General features: G+C 62.7%; 14 protein-coding genes. 10 read left to right on the top strand and 4 right to left on the bottom strand.

Annotation, left to right across the window (positions count from 1 at the left end):
* Positions 1 to 286 precede the first annotated feature (286 nt).
* Together PFEN_RS24955 and PFEN_RS24960 are read left to right on the top strand one after the other, a co-directional pair.
* A complete protein-coding gene (locus PFEN_RS24955; RefSeq protein ID WP_191489289.1) occupies positions 287 to 1,387 on the top strand; it encodes an AAA family ATPase in 1,101 nt (366 codons plus the stop codon).
* On the top strand, positions 1,384 to 2,040 hold the full coding sequence (locus PFEN_RS24960) for a DUF4276 family protein (RefSeq protein WP_191489290.1): 657 nt from the start codon (positions 1,384 to 1,386) through the stop codon (positions 2,038 to 2,040). Before PFEN_RS24955 ends, PFEN_RS24960 begins: the two co-directional genes overlap by 4 nt.
* Here PFEN_RS24960 and PFEN_RS24965 read toward each other — a convergent pair.
* Both PFEN_RS24965 and PFEN_RS24970 read right to left on the bottom strand, forming a co-directional pair.
* On the bottom strand, positions 2,037 to 2,750 hold the full coding sequence (locus tag PFEN_RS24965) for a DUF3142 domain-containing protein (RefSeq protein WP_191489291.1): 714 nt from the start codon (positions 2,748 to 2,750) through the stop codon (positions 2,037 to 2,039). The two genes, PFEN_RS24960 and PFEN_RS24965, sit on opposite strands and share 4 nt — an antisense overlap.
* A 6-nt stretch (positions 2,751 to 2,756) precedes the next feature.
* Positions 2,757 to 4,928, bottom strand: a complete 2,172-nt coding sequence (locus PFEN_RS24970; protein WP_191489292.1) for an outer membrane assembly lipoprotein YfiO — start codon at positions 4,926 to 4,928, stop codon at positions 2,757 to 2,759.
* A 225-nt stretch (positions 4,929 to 5,153) separates the two neighbouring features.
* Here PFEN_RS24970 and PFEN_RS24975 point away from each other — a divergent pair, with 225 nt between their 5' ends.
* The 4 genes from PFEN_RS24975 to PFEN_RS24990 are packed head-to-tail and all read left to right on the top strand — an operon-like array spanning position 5,154 to position 9,875.
* Entirely contained in the window at positions 5,154 to 5,939 is a 786-nt protein-coding gene (locus tag PFEN_RS24975; RefSeq protein WP_191489293.1) for an efflux RND transporter periplasmic adaptor subunit, read from the top strand.
* Positions 5,936 to 7,258, top strand: a complete 1,323-nt coding sequence (locus PFEN_RS24980) for an efflux RND transporter periplasmic adaptor subunit (protein WP_191489294.1) — start codon at positions 5,936 to 5,938, stop codon at positions 7,256 to 7,258. Before PFEN_RS24975 ends, PFEN_RS24980 begins: the two co-directional genes overlap by 4 nt.
* Entirely contained in the window at positions 7,258 to 9,354 is a 2,097-nt protein-coding gene (locus PFEN_RS24985) for a site-2 protease family protein (protein ID WP_191489295.1), read from the top strand. Before PFEN_RS24980 ends, PFEN_RS24985 begins: the two co-directional genes overlap by 1 nt.
* A gap of 29 nt (positions 9,355 to 9,383) precedes the next feature.
* Complete coding sequence (locus PFEN_RS24990; RefSeq protein ID WP_191489296.1) at positions 9,384 to 9,875, top strand: GNAT family N-acetyltransferase; 492 nt, start codon at positions 9,384 to 9,386, stop codon at positions 9,873 to 9,875.
* Here PFEN_RS24990 and PFEN_RS24995 read toward each other — a convergent pair.
* Both PFEN_RS24995 and PFEN_RS25000 read right to left on the bottom strand, forming a co-directional pair.
* Positions 9,872 to 10,183, bottom strand: coding sequence for a DUF6916 family protein (locus PFEN_RS24995; protein ID WP_191489297.1), 312 nt, complete (start codon positions 10,181 to 10,183; stop codon positions 9,872 to 9,874). The two genes, PFEN_RS24990 and PFEN_RS24995, sit on opposite strands and share 4 nt — an antisense overlap.
* Before the next feature lie 196 nt (positions 10,184 to 10,379).
* Positions 10,380 to 10,970 (bottom strand): phage tail protein, encoded by a 591-nt coding sequence (locus PFEN_RS25000; protein WP_191489298.1) that lies wholly within the window; start codon positions 10,968 to 10,970, stop codon positions 10,380 to 10,382.
* Positions 10,971 to 11,264: 294 nt separating this feature from the next.
* Here PFEN_RS25000 and PFEN_RS25005 point away from each other — a divergent pair, with 294 nt between their 5' ends.
* From PFEN_RS25005 to PFEN_RS25020, 4 genes are all read left to right on the top strand, one after another.
* Complete coding sequence (locus PFEN_RS25005; RefSeq protein WP_224771068.1) at positions 11,265 to 12,797, top strand: glycosyltransferase family 39 protein; 1,533 nt, start codon at positions 11,265 to 11,267, stop codon at positions 12,795 to 12,797.
* Positions 12,798 to 12,962: 165 nt separating this feature from the next.
* On the top strand, positions 12,963 to 13,808 hold the full coding sequence (locus tag PFEN_RS25010) for a sulfotransferase family protein (protein ID WP_191489300.1): 846 nt from the start codon (positions 12,963 to 12,965) through the stop codon (positions 13,806 to 13,808).
* A 120-nt stretch (positions 13,809 to 13,928) separates the two neighbouring features.
* Complete coding sequence (locus tag PFEN_RS25015) at positions 13,929 to 20,840, top strand: Ig-like domain-containing protein (protein WP_191489301.1); 6,912 nt, start codon at positions 13,929 to 13,931, stop codon at positions 20,838 to 20,840.
* A gap of 75 nt (positions 20,841 to 20,915) precedes the next feature.
* Positions 20,916 to 22,430: a TolC family protein gene (locus tag PFEN_RS25020; RefSeq protein ID WP_191489302.1), complete on the top strand. Its 1,515-nt coding sequence runs from the start codon at positions 20,916 to 20,918 to the stop codon at positions 22,428 to 22,430.
* Position 22,431: the final 1 nt, after the last annotated feature.

Genomic DNA, 22,431 nt, shown 5'->3' on the forward strand with positions numbered 1-22,431 from the left:
ACTGAGCACGGGTTCTCACGCCCGATCACTGATTTTGCAGCGATAGAACGAAGACTAGTGACCGCTTCCAGCAGGCGCAAGGCGAAAGGATTTTCTAGGAAACTTCAGGCAAGGGAAAGGGAATTGTCTGGTGATGTACCCCCCTTGGAAGCGGGCCGTGTGAGGTTTTCACTTCAGTCGTGACGAGTATTCGCGGGTGCAACACTTGCCTGTTCTAGCGATAATGTCCGGTATTTGACACGGTATGCCCTATATTTCGGCGTGTACCGCCATTCGGGATATGCAAATGATCAAGAAAGTGTATGACTCGGATCAGCTATCGCGGTTGGTCTTGCGCGGCTACAAGTCGATCGTGGAATGCGATATCGAGTTGGGCAAAATCAACGTCCTGATTGGGGCCAACGGTGCCGGTAAATCCAACTTCATCGGTTTTTTCCGTTTGATCAACCGAATCCTTGATGAGCAATTGCAAGCCACTGTGGGAGCCGCGGGTGGTCCGGATGCCCTCCTGCACTTTGGGCGCAAGAAAAGCGAGAAGCTGGAGGCAGAGCTGTATTTTGGTAATAACGGCTATAAATTCACGCTTAAGCCGACTCAAGACAATCGAATGATGTTTGCCTATGAGGCGCTTTGGTGGAATGGGTCGGGCGATTGGCGCCCGATGACCGGACACTTTGAGTCTTATGCAGAAGCGCAAAAGAGCAAGACACGGATTTACGAGCATGTGGTACCGGCCATGCGTAGCTGGCGCCTCTACCATTTTCACGATACGAGCCAAAGCGCCTGGGTCAAACAGATCCATGGGATCAACGACAACGAGTACCTGCGTGACGATGCGCGCAATCTGGCGGCCTTTCTCTATCGTCTGAAAAATCATCACGAGGCCCACTACAAGCGCATCGTCAAATCGATCCAACTGGTGGCTCCCTTCTTTGGTGATTTTCATCTGCGCCCTACCGTGGATAACAAAGAAAAGATCCAACTCGAATGGACGGAGAAAGGACAGGATGTGCCCTTCAACGCCAGTGCGTTATCCGATGGCACGTTGCGCTTTATCTGCCTGGCAACCGTGCTGCTGCAGCCCGAAAGCTTCATGCCTTCCGCCATATTGATCGATGAGCCCGAGCTGGGGTTGCATCCTTTTGCAATCACTACTCTGGGGGCGTTGATGAAGTCCACGGCGCAGAAGCACCAATTGATCATCTCGACACAATCGGTCGAGTTGGTGAATGAGTTCGATGCGCACGACCTCATCGTCGTGGACAAGGTGGATGGCGCATCTGTGTTCAAGCGCCCCGATGAAAGCCTGTTGGCCGAATGGCTGGAGGAGTACAGCCTGGGCGATCTCTGGAAGAAAAATCTTCTGGGCGGGAGGCCGTCCCGATGAATCGCCTGATTTTGCTGGTTGAAGGCCAAACGGAAGAGGCCTTCGTGCGGGAACTGCTAATGCCGCATTACGCCCGTCTGGGTGTCTACATCACGTCGATCATTGTCAGTACCAGTCCAGGATACAAAGGCGGTGTGGTGAGCTACGCCAAGGTCAAGCCACAACTGGTCCGCTTGTGTCGACAGGATCGAGCGGCGTATGTCTCGACGCTTTTTGATCTCTATGCACTGCCCACCGATTTTCCGGGCAAGAGTTCGGCAAGGTTCCCAACTCAGGGCACTGGTGCACAGAAAGCAGCTTTTCTGGAAGCGCAGTTGGCATTGGATATCAGTGAACCAAATTTTATTCCGAACTTGCTGGTGCATGAGTTTGAAGCGCTGCTGTTCGCCGGGACCGAGCAGTTCGGCCAATGGGTCGATGATGCAACGGTTGTGTCCACGCTCAGTGCGATAACCGCAGCGCACGCGACGCCCGAAGACATCAATGACAGCCCGAATACAGCCCCGTCAAAGCGGATGCTTAAAGCAATGCCCGATTACCAGAAGACGTTTCACGGTCCTTTGATCGCCTGCGATATTGGTTTGGACGTGATGCGCGCTGCTTGCCCGCATTTCGACGCATGGCTGTGCAGGTTGGATGCAATGGCTGGCTAGGGATTCTGCAAAAACACCACATACCCGCGAAACCACTCACTCCCCTTCAAATACCCGGGCGCCTGCCACTCGCCACCCTGGATCAAACCGATCTTGAAGGGCACGCCCAGCCGGTTCAGCCGTGGCAGGTACGCGGCGTAATCGGGAATGCTGTGCCGCCCCTGATACGTTTGCACCACCACCTCATCCACCACGCCCTTGAGCTGGGCGATAGCGCTGGGGTCGGCATTGCTGCTCCAGTCCATCAGCCCGGTAATGCTCAGGCGCAAGTTCGTCGGCAAGCGCTGGCGCAGGTCGCGCAGGAAGGCGGCGTATTCATCGAGATAGCGGGTACGCGCGTCGAAGTCGATCTGGATGCCGACCACCGGGTTGCCCGCCTGTTGCCAGCGTTTCACCTGGCCGAGCAACTGCCGATAGACCGACTCCGGCCAATGCAGGGTATGGGCGCGATAGACCACCCAGACCTCGCCCCGGGTCAGGCGCGGAATCGCGATGCCCTGGGCGATAAAGTTGACCGTCCGCTGTGGCGCGCGGCGCGATTCGCTGACCTGACCTTGCAGGATGTACAGGCTGCGGGCCTGGCTCAGCACCGGCTGCGGGGCGACGCCGCTCCACAGCCAGAAACTGTCGTAGTCCCGCGCATCGACCGCCGCCCGGGTATCGGCGACCGCCAGCAGCCCGGCCAGCAGCAGCCAGCGCCAGCGTCCCATGGGCATTTACCAGTAGTACTGCAGCGACTTGCCCCACGGGGTACTGGCGTAGCTGGTTTTCAGCTGCTTGAACCAGGCCTTGCGTTGCGCCGGCGTCGCTTCCTTGCCGCCGCAACTGTTGTAGCCCGAGGGCGCGTAGCAGTTGATGGCGCGGAACAGCGCATAGGCCTTGTCGGTGGACGGTGCCTTGGCATCGGCCATCACGCTCTGGTAACCGTCGAGACGCGAGAAGGTGGCGCCCTTGAACAGGGAGGGCGTCCCGCCCAATTCATCGGCGCTACGCTGGCTGTCCAGCGGCATGCCGTCCAGGTTGTTGCGCAGGATGAATTCGCCGAGGCAGTTCAGCGCCTGCGGCTGCTTCGCGTTGGTTTGCAGGGTGGCCGCGGTTTCACCGATGCTCGGGCAGGCATAACCGGATTCGGCCTTGGCGCCGTCCCAGCGGAACAGCTTGAGCGGCCGGCCGCCGCTGTCGGTGTAACCCAGGACCGTACCCAATTTGCTCTCGGCCGGTTCAGTGGGCAGTTGCTTGAGGTCGGCGGCGAAATCCGCGTAATAGCCCAGGCGCAGGTCCTTGTAGAGCAGCACGAACAAGGCGGTGTCACGCTCGGTGGACGGCGCGCCCTGGGCGACCTGGCGCAGCAGGCTGGCATCGGCGATGTGCCGCAGCAGGATGGCGCGCACTTGCGCGGTCTTGATCGGCGAGTCGCTGGCGAAGACCTTGGCCAGTTGTTGGCTGCGTTCGTAGTGATTGGCCAGGGCCAGTTCGACCTGTTCGCGTTGCAGCGGTTGACGGGCTTGCGGCAGCAGTTGCAGCCAGAGGGCTTCAGCGCCGCTCCAGTCCTGTTTCGCTTCCAGGGCCAGGCCGCGCAGCATCTGCTGGCTGAAGGCAAGGTAGTCGAGTTTCGCCGGGATCTCGCTCGGCAGGCTCTTGAGCGCCTGGTCCGGGTTCTTCGCGACATACAGTTGGAACGCCGCCTGCAGGTAGTCGTACAGCGCCGGTTGCGCGGCGAAGATCGGCTTCTGCGCCTGCAGGATTTCCAGGGTCAGCTTGGGCGCGGCGTTTTCGCCGTAACCGGGGCGCATGCCCATCAGGTCGTCGAGGGCCTGGAACAACGGTTGCTCGACCTTGCCGCCGCCAAACAGCATCTTGTTGTCGATCTCCTGCACCAGCTCATCGGGCGTCACATTGCGCTGTTCAGCCTTGGCCTGGTCCAGTTGCCAGAGGTATTCGGCCGCCTGCTTCTCGGCATTCCCCGCCAACCAGTAGACCCGGCGCAGCAGGCCCCGGGCGGAGGTCGCGTAGAGGCCCTGGGGCCAGGTGCTCAGGTAATGCTCGAAACCCTCTTCGGCCAGTTTCAACTGAGTTGCATCAGCCTCTTCCTGGGTCGGCATACCGCCGCTGTCGAAGGTGTTCTGTTGCGCCAGGTTGAGGGCGGTACGCGCCTGCATGTACTGCGCGGTTTCCTTCAGCCAGGGGTGCGGGTTGTCGCTCAGGCTGGCAAACGCCTGGGTCGCTTCGGCGAAGCGTCCGGCGTAGAAGTCGATGGCGCCGCGCAGGTAGCTGGCAAACGCCTGGCCCTGGGCCGATTGCACGGCGGGCACCAGGCTATCACGCTGGGCCGGGTCCCAGGCGCAGGTGTCGAGCATGTGCACGCGAGCGCGGGCCAGGGCCTGACGCTCGGGGTCGGTCAGCTCGGTGCTGCTCAGCAGTTGGTTGATAAAGGCCGTGGCGCTGTCGACGTCATTGCTGCGGCAGCGTCCGCCCTCGCCAGACAACAGACTGATGATGCTATCGCTTTCGCGGGTGATACCGAGCTTCCCCAGGGCCTCGTCGAGAGGAGAGGCGACGGGCGTGCCCGGTGCGCTGCGGACGACCGGCGCGGGAGCCGCGTCGAGGCGGCTGTTGGCGAATGGCACCGGGCCAAAACCGGCATCAAGGTCTTCCTCGCTCAGCGGGTTGGGCGCCAGGGGCAGGGAGCCCTGGTCGGACAGCAGCAGGCGCAGGTTGACCCGGCTGTCGTTGCCCGGGCTCAGGAAGGTCAGATTGCTACAGACATCGAGGCTGTACTTGAGCATCGACCAGTGTGGGTAGCAGGTGTTGTCGGAGCTGGCCGAGGCCTGTGAACAGAAGCTGGCACTCACCGCCAGGGTCAGAGATGTCAGAAGACCGATACGCATGAATTGTCCCTAATTCCGTGAACGAGCGGCACCAAGGCCGGGAGTGGCGCGAATAATACCGAAGCTCAGGCATAACACCTATGCTTGTAGCCTGCGCGGCGTTGCAGCCTGTGAGCTGCCGCACATCGGCGGCAATCCGATTCTTCGATCGGGATAGTGGCAATTGGCTTGACGCTTGCCATGGCTGCCGTAGACTCGCGATTGTCCGACAAGGAGTCCCTTTTTATGTGGTGTTTGCGTGTGAGTTTGTTTGGGTTGTCCTGCATGGCGTGTCTGGTTCAGGCGCAGACGCCGGCCGAGACCGATCCATTGCTGGATAATAATAATGCTGCCGCGACGCACGCCGCCGCTACCAGCGAAGCCCGCGGTGTGTTGCGCGCCCGCGACCAGGCGATGCTCGCCAGCGAGCTGTCGGGGCGCATCGTCGAATTGCCGTTCACGGAAGGCGAGTCCTTCAAGCAGGGCGATACCCTGGCCCGTTTCGACTGTTCGGCCTATCAGGCCCAGCTCAATGCCGCCCAGGCCGCCAGCCGCGGCGCCAGTGAGGAACTGGCTCACAATAAACAGTTGGCTTCCTTGAACTCCGTCGGCCGCTTCGAAGTGGCCCGCGCCGAGGCCAAGCTCGCCGAAACCCAGGCCCAGTCCCAGGTCTATCAGGTGCAGGTCAAGCGTTGCAGCGTGATCGCGCCCTATGACGGCCAGGTCGTGCAGCGCAAGGTGCAGCGCTACGAAAGCGTTTCGGCCGGTGCGCCGATGCTCGAGATCGTCGACAACCGGACCCTGGAAATCCACCTGCTGGTGCCGTCGCGCTGGATGGGCAAGCTCAAGGCCGGGCAGACCTTCAGCTTCGTCCCGGACGAAACCGGCCAGCCGTTGACCGCCACCATCAAGCGCCTGGGCGCGCGGATCGATGAAGGCAGCCAGACCCTGTTGCTGGTGGCCAGCCTGCCCAAGGCCGAGGGCTTGTTGGCGGGCATGAGCGGCACGGCGCGCTTCGAGGCGCTGAAGTGAACGCGCCCGTCGCGGGCGCCGTGGAACGGGTGTTCGCCCAGTTCCTCGACCTTGAACGCCTGACCCGCGCCGCCCGTACCACCGAACAACTTGCTTATAGCCTGGTCAACGACGGCCAGGCGCTGTTCGGCTTTCGCCACGCCGCCCTGCTGATCGCCGGCAAGGTGCGGGCGGTGACCGGGGTCAGCTCGGTGGAACCGAATGCGCCGTTTGTCGCCTTCGTCGAACAGGCCGTGGCGCAAATTTTCAAGCTGGAACGGGCCAAGCCGGCGACCGTGGTGCCGATGGACGCCTTCAGCGCCTCGGTGCGCGAGGATTGGCAAAGTCTGTCGGCGCCGCAAGTGTTCTGGTTGCCGCTGCTCGATCACAAGGGCGAAGTCTTTGGCGGGATCTGGCTGGCCCGCGACAACCCCTGGAGTCCTTCCGAGCAGGTGCTGCTGGCGCAATTGGGCGACACCTACAGCCATGCCTGGCTGGCTTTGCAGCCACGCCGACCGTGGCGCTTGCGCTTTACCCGCAAGCGCCAGGCGCTGCTCGTTGCCCTGGCGCTGCTGAGCCTGCTGATCCCGGTGCGCCAGTCGGTGCTGGCGCCGGCGGAAGTCGTGCCGCTGGCCGGCCGGGTGGTGGCGGCACCGCTGGACGGGGTGATTGCCGAATTCCTGGTAAAACCGAACCAGACGGTGAAGAGCGGCGACCTGCTGGTGCGCTTCGAAAGCACCACCCTCAAGGCCCAGGCCGATGTCGCCCAGCGCGCCCTGGGGGTGGCCGAAGCCGAATTGAAGGCCAATGCCCAGCGCGCCTTTGCCGATGCCGAGTCGAGCTCGAAGATCGACTTGCTGGCGGCGCGGGTCGAGCAGAAACGTGCCGAACGCGATTACGCTGCCGAATTGCTCAAACGCAGCGAAGTGCGCGCCGAGCGTGACGGTATCGCCGTGTTCGCCGACGCCGAGCGCTGGACCGGCAAGCCGGTACAGACCGGTGAGCGACTGATGGAAATCGCCGACCCGAACCAGGCCGAACTGCGCATCGAGCTGGCGGTCGGCGATGCCATCGTCCTGGAGCCCGATGCCGAAGTCGCGTTGTTCCTCGACAGCGATCCGTTGCAGCGGCACTCGGCCAAACTGGAGCGGGTGGCCTACGAGGCGCAATCGACTCCAGCCGGGCAGTTGGCGTATCGCCTGGATGCCGGCTTCACCGACAGCCCGGTACCGCGTATCGGCTTGCGTGGCACGGCGAAACTCTTCGGCCAGCGCGCGCCGCTGGCCCTGTACCTGCTGCGCCGGCCATTGGCCGGGCTGCGCCAGAGTGTCGGGCTGTAATGAACCTGCCCAGCCTGCGCGCGGATCTGCAGCTCACGGCGGCCTCCCCGGCGCTGGACGGTTCGCCGCGCTGGACCCTGGCCGACCCGGTGCGTGGGCGCTATTTCAAGCTCGGCGCCCAGGCCATCCGTCTGCTGCGGCATTGGTCGCTGGGCGATCCGGAACAGGTGCTGCAAGCGGCGAATCGCGAGCCTGGCCTGCCGCTGGGGGATCCGGAACTGGAGCAGATGCTGGGTTTTTTGCGCGCCCATGACCTGATCGCCGCGCTGGACCCACAACAACGCGCCAGCTATGCCTGGAAAGCCGCCGCCGCACGCCAGAGCCTGTGGCAGATGGCGTTGCACCAATACCTGTTTTTCCGCATTCCGCTGTGGCGCCCGGATGCCTTTCTCAATCGTGCCTGGCCGTGGCTGCAACGTTTCGGCCCGCGCCTGTTGCGCTACGGCTTGCCGGCCACCCTGGGGCTGGGGGTGTTCCTGGTCTCGCGGGACTGGGAGCGCTTTCTCTCGACCTTTCCGCACCTGTTCAGCCTCGGCGGGGCCATGGCCTTTGGCGTGGCGCTGTTTTTCGCCAAGCTCTGCCATGAGTTCGGCCATGCCTTCATGGCCAAGCGCGCCGGTTGTCGGGTGCAAAGCATGGGCGTGGCGTTCATGGTCATGCTGCCGTTGTTCTATACCGATGTCAGCGATGCCTGGCGGATCAACGACCGCAAGGCGCGCTTGTTGATCGGTGCCGGTGGGGTCCTGGCCGAGATGCTGCTGGCCTGTATCGCCCTGCTGGCCTGGTCGTTGCTGCCGGACGGGGCGGCGCGCACGGCGGCGTTCATGCTCGCCAGCGCCACCTGGCTGACCACCCTGGCGGTCAACCTCAACCCGTTCATGCGCTTCGACGGTTATTTTCTGCTCAGCGACTTCTGGGAAATCGACAACCTCCAGGGCCGTGCCTTTGCCCTGTGTCGCTGGCGCTTGCGCGAGGCCTTGTTCGGCTACGACGAGCCGGCCCCCGAGCCCTGGCCGCCGGCCATGCGTCGGCGGTTGCTGTGGTGGGGCTTCCTCTCCTGGTTGTGGCGCGCGGTATTGTTTTTCGGGATCGCCCTGGCGGTCTATCACCTGTTCTTCAAGTTACTGGGTATTTTCCTGATGATGGTGGAGCTGGGCTGGTTCATCTTCCTGCCGATTTTCAAGGAAACCCGTGAATGGTGGTCACGGCGCGAGCAGGCGCATACCCCGCGCGTGCTGTTCAGCGGCCTGGTGTTGTTGGCGCTGCTGTTGCTGGTGGCGGTGCCCTGGCGTAGCAGCGTGGAACTGCCGGTGATGCTGGAGGCCGGGCGGGTCACGGCCCTGCACGCGCCGGTGGCCGCGCGGGTCAAACAGGTCAACGTGCATGACGCTCAGGTGGTCGAGCAGGGCGCGGTGCTGGTGGAGCTGGAGTCGCCGGATGTCGACTCGCGGTCGATCATCGTGCGGCGTGAAATCGATATCCTGCAATTGCAGATGCGTCGTCAGGCCGGTCGCAGCGAAACCGCGGCGGATGTCGGCGTGCTCGAACAGCGCCTGGCCGAGGCCGTGGCCGAATACCGTGGTTTGCAGGCCCGGCGTGAGCGTCTGCTGTTGCGTGCGCCACAGGCCGGCCAGGTGCGTGACCTGATGCCAAATTTGATCGCCGGGCGCTGGGTTTCGACCAAGGAGCCGCTGGCGCGGGTCGTCGAGGACGGCACGCGTTTGCGCGGCTATCTGGCCGAAGAGGACTTGTGGCGGGTCGCGCCAGGGGCGCAGGGGCGTTTTGTCGCCGACGACCCGATGCGCCCGGCCTGGTCGGTGGAGCTGCTGGATGTCGACGCCAATGGCGTGGCGGCCATCGACCAGGAAGCCCTGACCTCCGACCACCACGGTCCGATTGCCGTGCGCCGCGATGAAAATCGCCGGCCGGAACCGATGCAGGCGCAATACGGCGCCCGCCTGCGGTTGCTGGAGGAGGTGCCGACGCCGATCCATCCATTGCGCGGCGTGGCGGTGCTGCAAGGGCGCAGTGAGTCGTTGCTGGGTATGGCCTGGCGACGCATGGCCGCCCTCGGTGTGCGGGAGAGTGGTTTCTAGTCAGTACAACGGTTCAGGGAGTACAACCGATGTTGCACAATTCGTCGGCCGCCGGTTTGTCCATGCGGCCCTCACGGCCTAGCGATGCGCCTTTTTTGCAGAGTCTTTACCAGTCGGCCCGTCCTGAGTTGCAGTGGATCGACGCCGAGCCCGAGCTGGTCGAGCAAGTGATCGCCCAGCAGTTCCAGGTACAGGAGCAGGGGATCGGTGAAAATTTCCCCGATGCGATCCACTATGTGGTGGAAAAGCTCGACACCCCGATCGGTGTGCTCAGCGCCGATTTCGGCGCCAATGAAATCCGCGTGCTGTACCTGGCGTTTATCCCTGCGGCGCGCGGCCAGGGTTTTGGTCGCAGTGTGCTGCAAGGGGTGCAGAAAGCCGCCGAACAGGTGCGCTGCCCGGTGGCGACGGTGGTTTGGGCCAGTAACCCCCAGGCGCGCCAGCATTACCTGGCGCTGGGGTTTCGGGTCGAGGAAAGCTCGCCGGCGGCTGAGCGGTTGGTCTGGTATCCGGGTACCTAGTTGAAGACGATATTGAAGTAACCCAGGGTCGGGTCGCGTCCCAGGGGCGGCTCGCGGGAGACGAACACGGTGTCTACCCGGCCCAGTTGTGGTAACTCCAGGGCGCACAGACCGTCGACGAATGCCGTCGGCTCCAGGCTGCGCAATGCTACGTTGAAGGGCGTCCGGGTATTTCCCGGTAGGCGCGATTGCGGGCGCAGCTCGACCGCTTCGATCTCGATGGGCAACTGGCTGCCATCGGGTAGGTGCAGTGGGCAGTGCTGTTTCATCAGCAACTGGAAGTGTTCACTTGAAACCTGTTGCAGCATCGATATTCTCCGTCATACACGGCAAGAGCCGGGGCATTTGGCTCAATGCCGGTCAGTTAAGGCCAATCACGGTCCCTGTAGGAGTAGAGCTTGCTCGCGAAGAGGCCCGTGAGAGCGCCAAAAGTTTCGCGGCGGTGCGGCGCCCCGATAAGCCCAACTCCTACAGGTTTTGTGGCGCGTTCAAGCGCACTCCTGATCAGTTGCGAGAAGGGAATACCCCTTGCAGGGCGATGCTGAAGTTCACCACCAGGAACGGGTTCATCGTCCCCAGCGGCTGGCTGCCGCCGGGCGTGGACAGGGTGCCACTGAAGGCGTTGCTGACACCTTTCAGGGCGACCGGCGATGCGCCTTGCGCGTCGGAGTAGATCGAGGCCGAGGGCGGCCCGGAGGCGATGGACGCGCCAATATAGGCGTGGGTGGGTGTCGGCGCATTGACTGGATTGCTGGGTGTGCTCGCCAGATTGACGGTGGTGTTGACGGTCAGGCCGGTGGTCGGGATCACTTGAGGGGGCAGGTTGCTGCTCAGAATGGACACCTGTTCGGTGCCGTTGAATTCGCCCATGACCCGTGTCGACAGGTTCGATCCGGTTCCCTGGCCGATGGCCAGCCGACTTTGCAGGTTGGGCAGACCGAAGTTGGTCTGGCCATTGCCGCCATAGGCCGTGCCCATCACCGCGAACAACGCCTGATACTGCGAGAGCGACATCAATTGCCCGTTGCACAGTGCCCAGCCATAGGGCGCGTAGTTGAAGCCGAACATCTGGATAGTGCCGAGAAATACTTCCATAGATCCTTATCCTTCAGCTGCGTTAAGTGAGGTGCAATGCCCGATGGGCGAGGGTATGGGTCGCTTGTCCGGGTCTGTTATGCACCGTTTCAAAGCGTAGACCCTGCCTCGGCCCTTGCCCGGTTTTTTGCATGGTCGAGGTCGTGATTGGAACAGTCAGGCAAGTCGGTATCGTTCTAGCCTACAATCACCGCGTCATACCCCCCGGCGGGTGAAGTTGTCGATTTTTAGAGGATGGTGATGGGCGTTCCGAGTAATGATGAAGTAGCAAAGCGACTTTACTGTCAGCCTGTTATGCATTCGCCACCGCTTGTCCAGCTACTTCGCGAACCTTGGCTGATCGCCCTTGTGCTGCTGGCCCTGGCATTGCGCCTTTATGAACTGACGGCTGCGGCGATCTGGGGCGACGAAGGCTCCAGCCTGCTGCTGGCCCAATATCCGCTGGCCGGCATCTGGTTCCATGCGGCCCACGATGTCCATCCGCCGCTGTACTTCATGCTGCTGCATGTCTGGATCGGCCTGTTCGGCGACTCCATCCTGTCGATTCGGATGATGAGCGCGCTGCCCGGGGTGGTCACGGTGCTCCTCGGCACCTGGCTGACAAGCCTGATCGCCAGCCGGCGGGCAACGATGCTGGCCTGCCTGCTGCTGGCCCTGTTACCCACGGCCGTGCGCTACAGCCAGGAAATACGCATGTATTCGCTGATGGGCGTGTGGCTGCTGGGGGCGACCATTGCCTTGGTGTATTGGGTCCGCGAACCCGCGCGTCAGCGCTATCTGGTGATCTACGCGCTGTTGATGGCCGCCGCCTTCTATACCCACTATTTCTCGGCGCTGTGCGTGCTTTCGCATTGGCTCTATCTGTTGGTGATCCGCCGGCAGCCCGGCAGCGCCCATCGCTATATCGCCCGCCGCGAGTGGTGGTTGGCCAACGTGGCGATCGTGCTGCTGTTCCTGCCCTGGTTGCCGGGGTTGCTTGACCTGCTGCGGCACATGGAGGATCTGAAGGTCGGTGGCGATGTCGGCTGGGAGCCTCCGGTCACCTTGCGCTCGTTGCCGTCGATGATCTGGCAACTGATGGCGCAGGACGACGGGGAGGGCATGCCGCTGTGGCTGTTCGTCACCTTGCCAGGTGTGATGGCGGCGGTGACGGCGTTCGTCATCTGGAATGATCGCAGCCGTTATCACTTCGAGACTCTGATGGTGATCTATAGTGCGCTGCCGTTGGTGCTGGTGTTCGCCATCTCGTTTATCTCACCGGTGTTCATCGAGCGCTACCTGACTGTGCCGGCCCTCGGTCTGCCGATCATTCTGGCCCTGGCCATCGACCGCCTGGCGCAGCGCTTCAAGGGCCTGGCCATGCTGCTGCTGGTGGCGATCCTGGCGGTGGAGGGCGTGGGCCTGAGGAACAACTACATCGTCGACGTCGACGACCAGTTCAATAATATGGTCGAGTACATGAACCGTCATACGGTCGCCGGCGACCAGGTCGTGCTGGGCGATATGTTCTGGTATCTCACCTGGGGCTATTACGACAAGAGTGCGACTACACCGCGGCTGTACACGCCACCCTCCGCCAAGGGCGCGTCGACCCGGCCCAACAGCTACGGTTTCGGTACGCTGGTCGATGAAAACGCCGGTATCTACCTCGATCATCTGGAGGACCTGCCGCCGGGTAACGGTCGGGTCTGGCTGGTGATGAGTCGGGTGGCGCCGGATGAATTCCCGTCGATTCCGGCCAGTTGGCGAAAAATTGACCAACATGCGGGCGGTGATACCCAGGCGGTTCTGTATGAGATCTGTCACACTTCGTGTAGCGAGCGCTAACCGTAAGAAGCCTTGGATAGAGCTGTTAGATCGAATTCGAGGCCCATAACAGCCATTGTTTTGGGCCTTTTCGACGTAAAGACCCTACGAATGATGTCGAATTACTACTAGTCTGAAACAAAACCTTACGCTACGCTTTGTCCTATAAATGGACTTACGTCTAGGGTGAAGGGATTGAGCAGTTTTCACTTTATCTCCGGTTTGCCGCGTTCAGGGTCGACCCTGCTGTCTGCCATTCTCTTACAGAATCCGCGTTTTCATGCCGGCATGAGCAGCCCGGTTGGCACCTTGTTCAACAGCGTGCTGGAGCAGTGCAGCGCCGGCAGCGAGTTCGGCGCGGTGATCGACACCGACATGCGTCGTCGCTTGCTGCGTGGCCTGTTCGAGTCTTATTACGCCGACAAGACCGAGCAATCGGTGATCTTCGATACCAATCGCCAATGGTCCGCGCGCCTGCCCGCGTTGATGGACCTGTTTCCCCAGTCCAAAGTCATCGCCTGCGTGCGCAATGTCGCCTGGGTCATGGACAGCCTCGAGCGGCTGTACCACGCCAACCCCTTCGAGAACACCAAGCTGTTCAACGACGATATCGAGCGCAACACCGTCTATAGCCGTTGCGAGACCCTGGCCCAGCGCAATCGCCTGGTCGGGTTCGCCTGGACCGCGCTCAAGGAAGCCTATTACGGCGAACACGCCGATTCGTTGCTGCTGATCGATTACGACCTGCTGTCCCAGGCCCCGGAGCGGGTATTGCGGTTGGTCTACGACTTTATCGGTGAGCCCTGGTTCGAACATGATTTCGAGCACCTGGTGTATGACGCCCCGGAATTCGACCAAGCCCTCGGGGTTGCCGGCCTGCATAAGGTCAAGCCGAAGGTGGCATTGGAGCCACGGCGCACGATCCTGCCGCCGGACCTGTTCGAAAAATATGCCGAGTTGTCGTTCTGGAACGATGGTTCGGCCAGCGCCGCGAATGTCATTCGCATGAAAACCAACACCGCGGTCAGTTGATCGCGGTTTTTTATTCCAACAAAAAATCCTTTGGGCGTGTGAGCGCTCGAGTGCAGGTGAAGCATGTGGTGGAGCAAACAGAAATCGCGGTCTGAAGGCGTGAGAACCCTGGTTTCACCCATGATTATTCCGCTCGAACCGCGCATGCTGTTCGACGGCGCCGTGGCCGCCACCGTGGCCGAGGCCGCGCAGCCGGCCAGCCACGCGACCACCGATGCGGCGAAGGCACCGGCCACCGATCATGCGACCGCGCCCGCCGAGGCCCACCCACAATCCGATGCCACGCCGACCCCGGCGCCGGCGGCCGTACCCGGCCAGTCGGTGGTCTTCGTCGACTCGCGGGTCCAGGACTTCAGTGCGCTGCTCAAGGGCGTCGCCCCCGGCACCCAGGTGGTGGTGCTGCAGGCCGGCAAGGACGGCCTGCAACAGATCGCCGATTACCTGGACACCCACCAGGGCGTGAGCACCGTGGAGATCGTCGCCCACGGCAACTCCGGCGACCTGTGGCTGGGCAGCACCTATCTTTCGTCCGATAACGTCGCGGCGCGGGCCGATGTGCTGGCGCGTATCGGCAATGACATGAATGTCGGCGGCGATATCCTGCTCTACGCTTGCAACACTGCCGCGGGCGACAAGGGTATCGGCTTTGTCGACTCCCTGGCGCAATACACCGGGCGCGATATCGCGGCGTCGACCAACCGCACCGGTCTGGGCGGCGACTGGACCCTGGAAATCTCCACCGGCACCATCGAAAGCCACAACGTGCTCTCGGCCGACGCCATGGCCGCCTACCAGTACGGCCTGTCGACCATTACCGTGACCAGCAACGCCGACATCGGCGCCGGTTCACTACGCTCGGCCCTGAGCAGCGCGGTGGCGGGCGATATCGTCACTTTCAACACGAGCATGACGGTCAACCTGAATTCGCAACTGATCATCAGCAAGAACCTTACCGTCGAAGGCGACCTGAACCACGACGGCGTTGCCGATGTAACCCTCAGCGGGCAGTACAAGACCCAGGTGATCAGGATCAACTCCGGGGTCACCGCGACCCTGGACGGCCTGATCATTACCAAGGGCCTGGCGGCTGGCAACGGCGGCAATGGCAGCAATGGTGGCAGCAATAACAGTGGTGCCACTGCGGCCAATTTGTTGGGGGCGGGGATAAGTAACTTCGGTGACCTGACCCTGAATAATGTCAGCGTGACGGCGAACGCGGCCTCAGGCGGCGGCGGTGGTGGCGGTGCGAGCGGTGCCAATGCCAGCGGCGGCGGCGGCGGTGGCGGCGCGGTGGGTGGGGGCATTGGCGGGAATGGCGGCAACTCCGGGGCCGGCCTGTACACCGGTACTGTAGGCACAACCAACCAGGGGGGGACCGGGGGGGGCGCCTATACCATGGGCGGTCACGGCGGTTCGAGCAGTGGTGGCGCCGGCTCGACCGGTGTCGGGGGTTATACCAACGGCTCCGATGGTGGCACGGCGGTTTCTGGCGCCTTGTCGATCGGCGGTGGTGGGGGTGGTTCCGGTTGGGATGGTGCCGGTGGCAAGGGCGGCGGAGCGGCTGGCGGTATCTACAACGCCAGCGGCGCCACCCTGACCATCGTCGGCACCAGCTCGATTACCGGTAACATCGGTGCCGGCGGCGGTGGCGGCGGCGGTTCGGCGAACGGCAGCAGCACTAGTTTCAATGGCGGTGACGGTGGCCTGGGTGTCGGTGCCATCTGGAATAAAGGCACGGTATTGATCACGGCGGCCAACTTCGCGGCCCTGGGCGGTTCGGCCAACACCGGTGCCAGTGGTAACGGTGGCTTGGCCACCAACGCCTCGGCAGGCAACAAACCAATAGCAGTCAACGGCCTGTTCAACGATATCGGCGGAACGGCGAACACCGCCTATGCACCGGCGCCGACCGCAACCATCGTGGTCAGCAACACCTCGCAGCATATCGGCAGCACTTCGCTGGTGACCATTACCTTCAACCAGGCAGTGACTGGCTTTACCAGCGCCGACCTGACGATTAGCAACGGTACCCTGGGCACCCTGAATACCAGCGACAACATCACCTACACCGCGACCTTTACACCGAACTCGAGTGTCACCAGCGCCACCAACAACATCGTCCTCGACAATACTGGCGTCACCGCCACATCGACGGGCACGGCGGGAACCGGCACCACCTCGTCCAACAACTATGCCATCGATACCGTGCGTCCGACCGCGACCGTCTCAGTAGTCGCGCCTACGCTGAGCACCACGGTCAACTCGACGGTGAATATTACCTTCAGCGAAGCGGTGAGCGGTTTCAGCCTGGCCGACATGACGGCCTCCAACGGCACCCTGAGCAACCTGACCACCAGCGACAATATCCACTGGACCGCGACCCTGACGCCGAGCGCCAGCAACAACAGCAGCGGCAACGTCATCACCCTGGACAACAGCCTCTATACCGATACCGCGACCAACGCCGGTACCGGCACGACCACCTCCAATACCTATGCGGTCGATACCGTGCGGCCGACCGCGAGCATCGTGGTGGCCAACAATGCACTGAATATCGGCGGTACGTCGCTGGTGACCATTACCTTCAGCGAGGCGGTGACCGGCTTCACCGCCGCCGACCTGACGGTTGGTGGTGGCACCCTGAGCGGCTTGGGCAGTAGCGACGGCGGCATCACCTGGACCGCGACCCTGACGCCGACCGCCAGCGTGACCCAAACCGGCGATGTCATCACCCTGGACAACACGGGGGTCAGCGATACGGCAGGCAATGCCGGCAGTGGCACCACCAACTCCAACACCTACGCTGTCGACACCCAGCGGCCGAACGCCACCGTCGTGTTCGCCAACACCAACCTGGGGATCGGCCAGACCTCGCTGGTGACCATCACCTTCAGCGAAGCCGTGACCGGCTTTACCAACGCGGATCTCACGGTTAGCAATGGCACCCTGAGCGCGGTGCAGAGCAGCGACGGCGGCGTCACCTGGACCGCGACCTTCACCCCGACGGCGGCTATCGTCAGCGCGAGCAACCACATCACCCTGGACAACACCGGGGTCCAGGACATGGCGGGCAACGCCGGCAGCGGCAGCACCACGTCGAACAACGTGGCCATCGACGGCGTGCGTCCGACCGCGACCATAGTGGTTGCGAACAACTCCCTGAATATTGGCCAGACCTCGCAGGTGACCATTACCTTCTCGGAAGCCGTGGTCGGTTTCACCAATGCCGACCTGACGGTGTCCAACGGCACCCTGAGCGCGGTGAGCAGCAGCGACGGTGGCGTGACCTGGATCGCGACCTTCACCCCGAATGCGAGCATCACCAACACCACCAACGTCATCACCCTGGACAATACCGCCTATAGCGACACCAGCGGCAACATCGGCACCGGCACCACCGACTCCAACAACTACGCCATCGACACCCTGCGCCCGACCGCGACCATCGTGGTCGCCGATCCGACGCTCACCGCTGGCGCAACCTCGCTGGTGACCATTACCTTCAGCGAAGCGGTGACCGGCTTCACCCTGGCCGACCTGAGCGCGAGCCACGGTACCCTGAGCGGACTGAGCACCAGTGACGGCGGTATCACCTGGACCGCGACCTTCCACCCTGACGGCAATACCAGCAGCGCGACCAACGCCATCACCCTGGCCAATACGGGTATCGCCGACCTCGCCGGCAACGCCGGCGCGGGCACCACCAACTCGGCGAACTTCACCATCGACACCGTGCTCCCCACGGCGACCATCGTGATGGCGAACCCGGCGATGAAGATCGGCGACACCTCCCTGGTGACCATCACCTTCAACGAGGCCGTCAGCGGTTTCACCAATGCCGACCTGTCGATCAGCAGCGGCACCCTGAGCGCGGTGCACAGCAGCGATGGCGGCATCACCTGGACCGCCACGTTCACCCCGGCGGCGGGCATCGCCGACGCCAGCAACCAGATCACCCTGGACAACACCGGCGTCCAGGCGGCCGTTTCGGGCAATGTCGGCAGCGGCAGCAGCGTTTCCAACAACTACGCCATCGACACCCAGCGCCCGACCGCCACCGTGGTGGTGTCGAACGACCACCTGGGCATCGGCGGCACGTCCCTGGTGACCATCACCTTCAGCGAGGCGGTGACTGGCGTCAGCCTGGCCGACCTGACCACCGACAACGGCACCCTGAGCGGCCTGAGCACCAGCGATAACATCACCTATACCGCGACCTTGACACCGGTGGCGGGTATCACCCAGAACAACAATCACATCGTTCTGGACAACACTGGCGTGGTCGATGGTGCCGGCAACGCCGGCTCTGGCACCAGCAGCTCGAACGGCTATAACATCGACAGCGTGCGCCCGACGGCGACCATCGTGGTCGCCAACCCGACCCTGGCGGCCGGGCAGACCTCGCTGGTGACCTTCACCTTCAGCGAGGCGGTGACCGGTTTCGACAACAGCGACCTGAGCGTGCCCAACGGCACCTTGAGCGCGGTGAGCAGCAGCGACGGTGGCGTGACCTGGACGGCAACCTTCACCCCAACCAGCAACGTTCAAGACACCACCAACCTGATCAGCCTGAACAACGCTGGCTATACGGATTTGGCCAGTAACGCCGGTACCGGTATCACCAACTCGGGTAACTTCACCATCAATACGGTGCGGCCGACCGCAACCATCGTGGTGGCGGACAACGCGCTGAAGATCGGCGATACCTCGCTGGTGACTATCACCTTCAGCGAAGCGGTGAGTGGCTTCAGCAACGCCGACCTGACGATCAGCAACGGCACATTGACCGCCGTCAGCAGCAGCGACGGTGGCATCACCTGGATGGCGACTTTCACCCCGACCAGCAATATCACCGATAGCAGCAACCTGATCGCCCTGGACAACAGTGGCGTGCAGAATGGCTCGGGTAATGCCGGCAGCGGCATCACCGACTCGAACAACTACAGCATCGACACCCAGCGGCCGACGGCGAACATCGTGGTGACGGACAACGCGCTGAAGATCGGCGAAACCTCGCTGGTGACCATCACCTTCAGCGAAGCGGTGAGCGGCTTCAGCAATGCCGACCTGACGGTCAGCGACGGCACGCTGAGCAATGTCAGTTCCAGCGACGGCGGAATTACCTGGACCGCGACCCTGACGCCCAATGCCGCCACGACCCATGCCGGCGACCTCATTACCCTGAACAACACCGGGGTCAGCGATATCGCCGGCAACGCTGGCGCGGGGAGCACCCTGTCCAATGCTTATAGCGTCGATACCTTGGCGCCGACGGCCAGCGTGGTGATCGACCACTCGGCCCTGAATGTGGGGCAGACCGCCTTGGTGACCATTACCTTCAGCGAGGCGGTGAGCGGTTTCGACAACAGCGACCTGAGCGTTGCCAACGGCACGCTCAGTGCCGTCAGCAGCAGCGATGGCGGTATCACCTGGACGGGGACTTTTACCCCTACCAGCAATATCACCCACACCGGCAACGTGATCAGTCTGAACAATACGGGCTATACGGACCTGGCCGGCAACGCCGGGACGGGCACCACCGACTCCAACGTCTACGCCATCGATACCCAGCGTCCGACGGCGACTGTCGTGGTTGCCGACAGCGCGCTGAAAGTCGGTCAGACCTCACTGGTGACCATTACCTTCAGTGAGGCGGTGAGTGGCTTCAGCAACGCCGACCTGACGGTTGCCAACGGCACCTTGAGCGCGGTGAGCAGCAGCGACGGCGGTATCACCTGGACGGCGACCTTCACTCCGACCAGCAATATCACCAACAGCAGCAACCTGATCGCCCTGGACAACAGCGGCGTACAGGATGCGGCGGGCAACGCCGGCAGCGGCAGCACCGACTCCAACACCTACAGCATCGATACCCAGCGGCCGACCGCGACCATCTCCGTGGCGAACAACAACCTGGGTATTGGCCAGACCACCACGGTGACCATCGCCTTCAGCGAAGTGGTGACCGGCTTCAACCTGTCCGAGCTCAGTGTTCCCAATGGCACCCTGTCCAACCTGGCCAGCGCCGACGGCGGCAAAACCTGGACCGCGACGCTGACCCCGACGGCCGCCATCACCGACGCGACCAACCTGATCGTGCTGGATACCAGCCTGGTCAACGATACCGCCGGCAATGCCGGAGCGGGCATCGCGATTTCCAACAACTACGCGCTCGATGCCGATCGGCCGACGGCGACCATCAGCGTCGCCAACCCGAACCTGACCGCCGGCCAGACCTCCGTCGTGACCTTCACCTTCAGCGAGAAAGTCAGCCACTTCGACCTGTCGGAGCTGAGCGTGGCCAACGCTACCCTGTCCAACCTGGCCAGCGCCGATGGCGGCAAGACCTGGACCGCGACCCTGACGCCGACGGCGAATATCACCGATCCGAGCAACTTCATCACCCTGGACAACAGCCTGGTCAGCGACCTGGCCGGCAACGCCGGCACCGGCTTCGCCAACTCCAACAATTTTGCGGTCAACACGGTGGCGTTGGGGGGCGATCCGCAGTTCCGGGTCGAGGTGCCAGTGTCGCGACCGGATGCGCCGAACCAGCCGTTACTGCCGCAGATCAGTATCGTGCCAACCGGCAGCCTCGGCGCGCCACTGGGCTTTCCGCCGTTGTTCGAACAGCGCACCTCGGGTGATGGCCTGCCGCCGGTGGGTAATATCTTCATCAATCACAACGCCCTGGCCCCGAGCTATATCGCCCAAGTGTTCAGCACCGATGGCGCTGGCAACGGTAATGCCAGTGGCTTCCTCGGTTTTGGCGGTGGCGATGGCGGGGTGTTTGGCAACAGTACCTTGTCGACCATCTTCAACCACGAGTCGAGCAATAGCGACACTTCGACCGGCCAGGCCTTCGACCGAAACGGCAGGAGTCTCGGTGATCCGGCCCAGGGCGCGCGCGGCGCGTTCGGCGCGCCAACCCTGGGGCAGCAGTTGCAGAAAATCAAAGATACCGAGCAGAAACAGGTACATGAACTAGCCTGGGCTTTGGAGCAGGTCGGCCTCAGTGAAATGTCGGCCTGAACAATATTGGGGATCTGCGCCGACGGATGTCGGCGCCTATAAAAAAGAGTGTGGTAGTCAGGGGCGGTGCTAGGGATGAGAAGAAGTCATAAGTTGTTCAGCGTCAGCTTGTTGGCGCTGGTAGTCAGCGGTTGTGCCGTCACCAGCCAGCCGATCGATCGTAGCGTCAGCGAACAACGCGCCAAAAGCGATTTGCAGAACATGTTCAAGGATCAGGAGCCGTTGAGCGGCCCGCTGACCCTGCATCAAGCCATGGCTCGCGCGGTGAAGTACAACCTCGAAGGCCGGCTCAAGATCATGGAAGAGGCCCTGGCCAAGCGCCAGCTCGACCTCGCCAGCTTCGACATGCTGCCACGCATGGCGTTGGACGCCGGATACGCCGGGCGTAACAACGTCAGCGCTTCCAGCAGCCAGAGTATTCGTACCGGTACCCAGTCCCTGGAGCCGTCTACCTCCCAGGACCGCGATCGTCGTGTCGCCGATCTGACCATGGTCTGGAACGTGCTCGACTTCGGCGTGAGCTATATCAACGCCAAGCAGCAGGGCGACCAACGACTGATCGTCCAGGAGCGACGGCGCAAGGTGGTCAACACCATCGTCCAGGATGTGCGTTCGGCCTACTGGCGCGCCGTGGCCGCCGAGCGCCTGCTCAAGCAGATCGACAGCCTGATGGCGCGGGTCGAGCAGGCCCAGGGCAACAGCCAGAAAATGAGCGACCAGCGTATCGGCGATCCGATCCAGGCCCTGGGCTACCAGCGCGCGCTGATCGAAGCCACGCGCCAGTTGGAGGAGCAACGCAAGGCATTGACCCTGGCCAAGACCGAACTGGCGACCCTGATCAACCTGCCCATGGGCACCGAGTTGACCCTGGCGACCCCGGACAACTACGAGATTCCAGAGCTAAAGGTCGACATGACCAAGCTGGAACAGGAAGCCCTGGCCAGCCGTCCGGAACTGCGCGAGCAGGACTACCAGACCCGTATCAGCGCCAACGAAACCCGCAAGGCCATGTTGCGCCTGCTGCCGGGCCTGGAGTTCTCCGCCGGCGGTCATTACGACAGCAACTCCTTCCTGGTCAACGACAAGTGGGCCGACTACGGCGTCAAGGTCACCTGGAACCTGTTCAACGTGATCTCCGCCCCGGCGGCCATCGACGTCGCCAAGGCCGGCGAAGAAGTCGCCACGGCACGTCGTCAGGCGATGTCCATCGCGGTGCTGGCCCAGCTCTACGTGGCCAATGCCAACTACCGTGAAGCGCTGCGTCAGTTCAAGACCAGCCAGCAACTGTCGAGTATCGACGGACAGATCGTTGGTCAGTTGCGCAACCGCTACAAGGCGGCGGGACTGGGCGAGCTGGACCTGATCCAGGGCGAGCTCAACACCTTGCAGGCCGACCTGCGCCGCGACCTGGCCTATGCCGACCTGCGCAACGCCTACGGGCAGATCTTTGCCAGTGCCGGGCTGGATCCGCTGCCGCCGGAAGTGTCCTCGACCAAGATCCAGTCGATTGCCGGGGCCTTGGCCACGCGTGAGTCCGAGTGGGCCGCGGGCAGGATCGATGAACCCGTGAGCCCTGCCCAGGCAAAATGAC

It is taken from the genome of Pseudomonas sp. FEN (genome assembly GCF_904067045.1).
Classification (GTDB): domain Bacteria; phylum Pseudomonadota; class Gammaproteobacteria; order Pseudomonadales; family Pseudomonadaceae; genus Aquipseudomonas.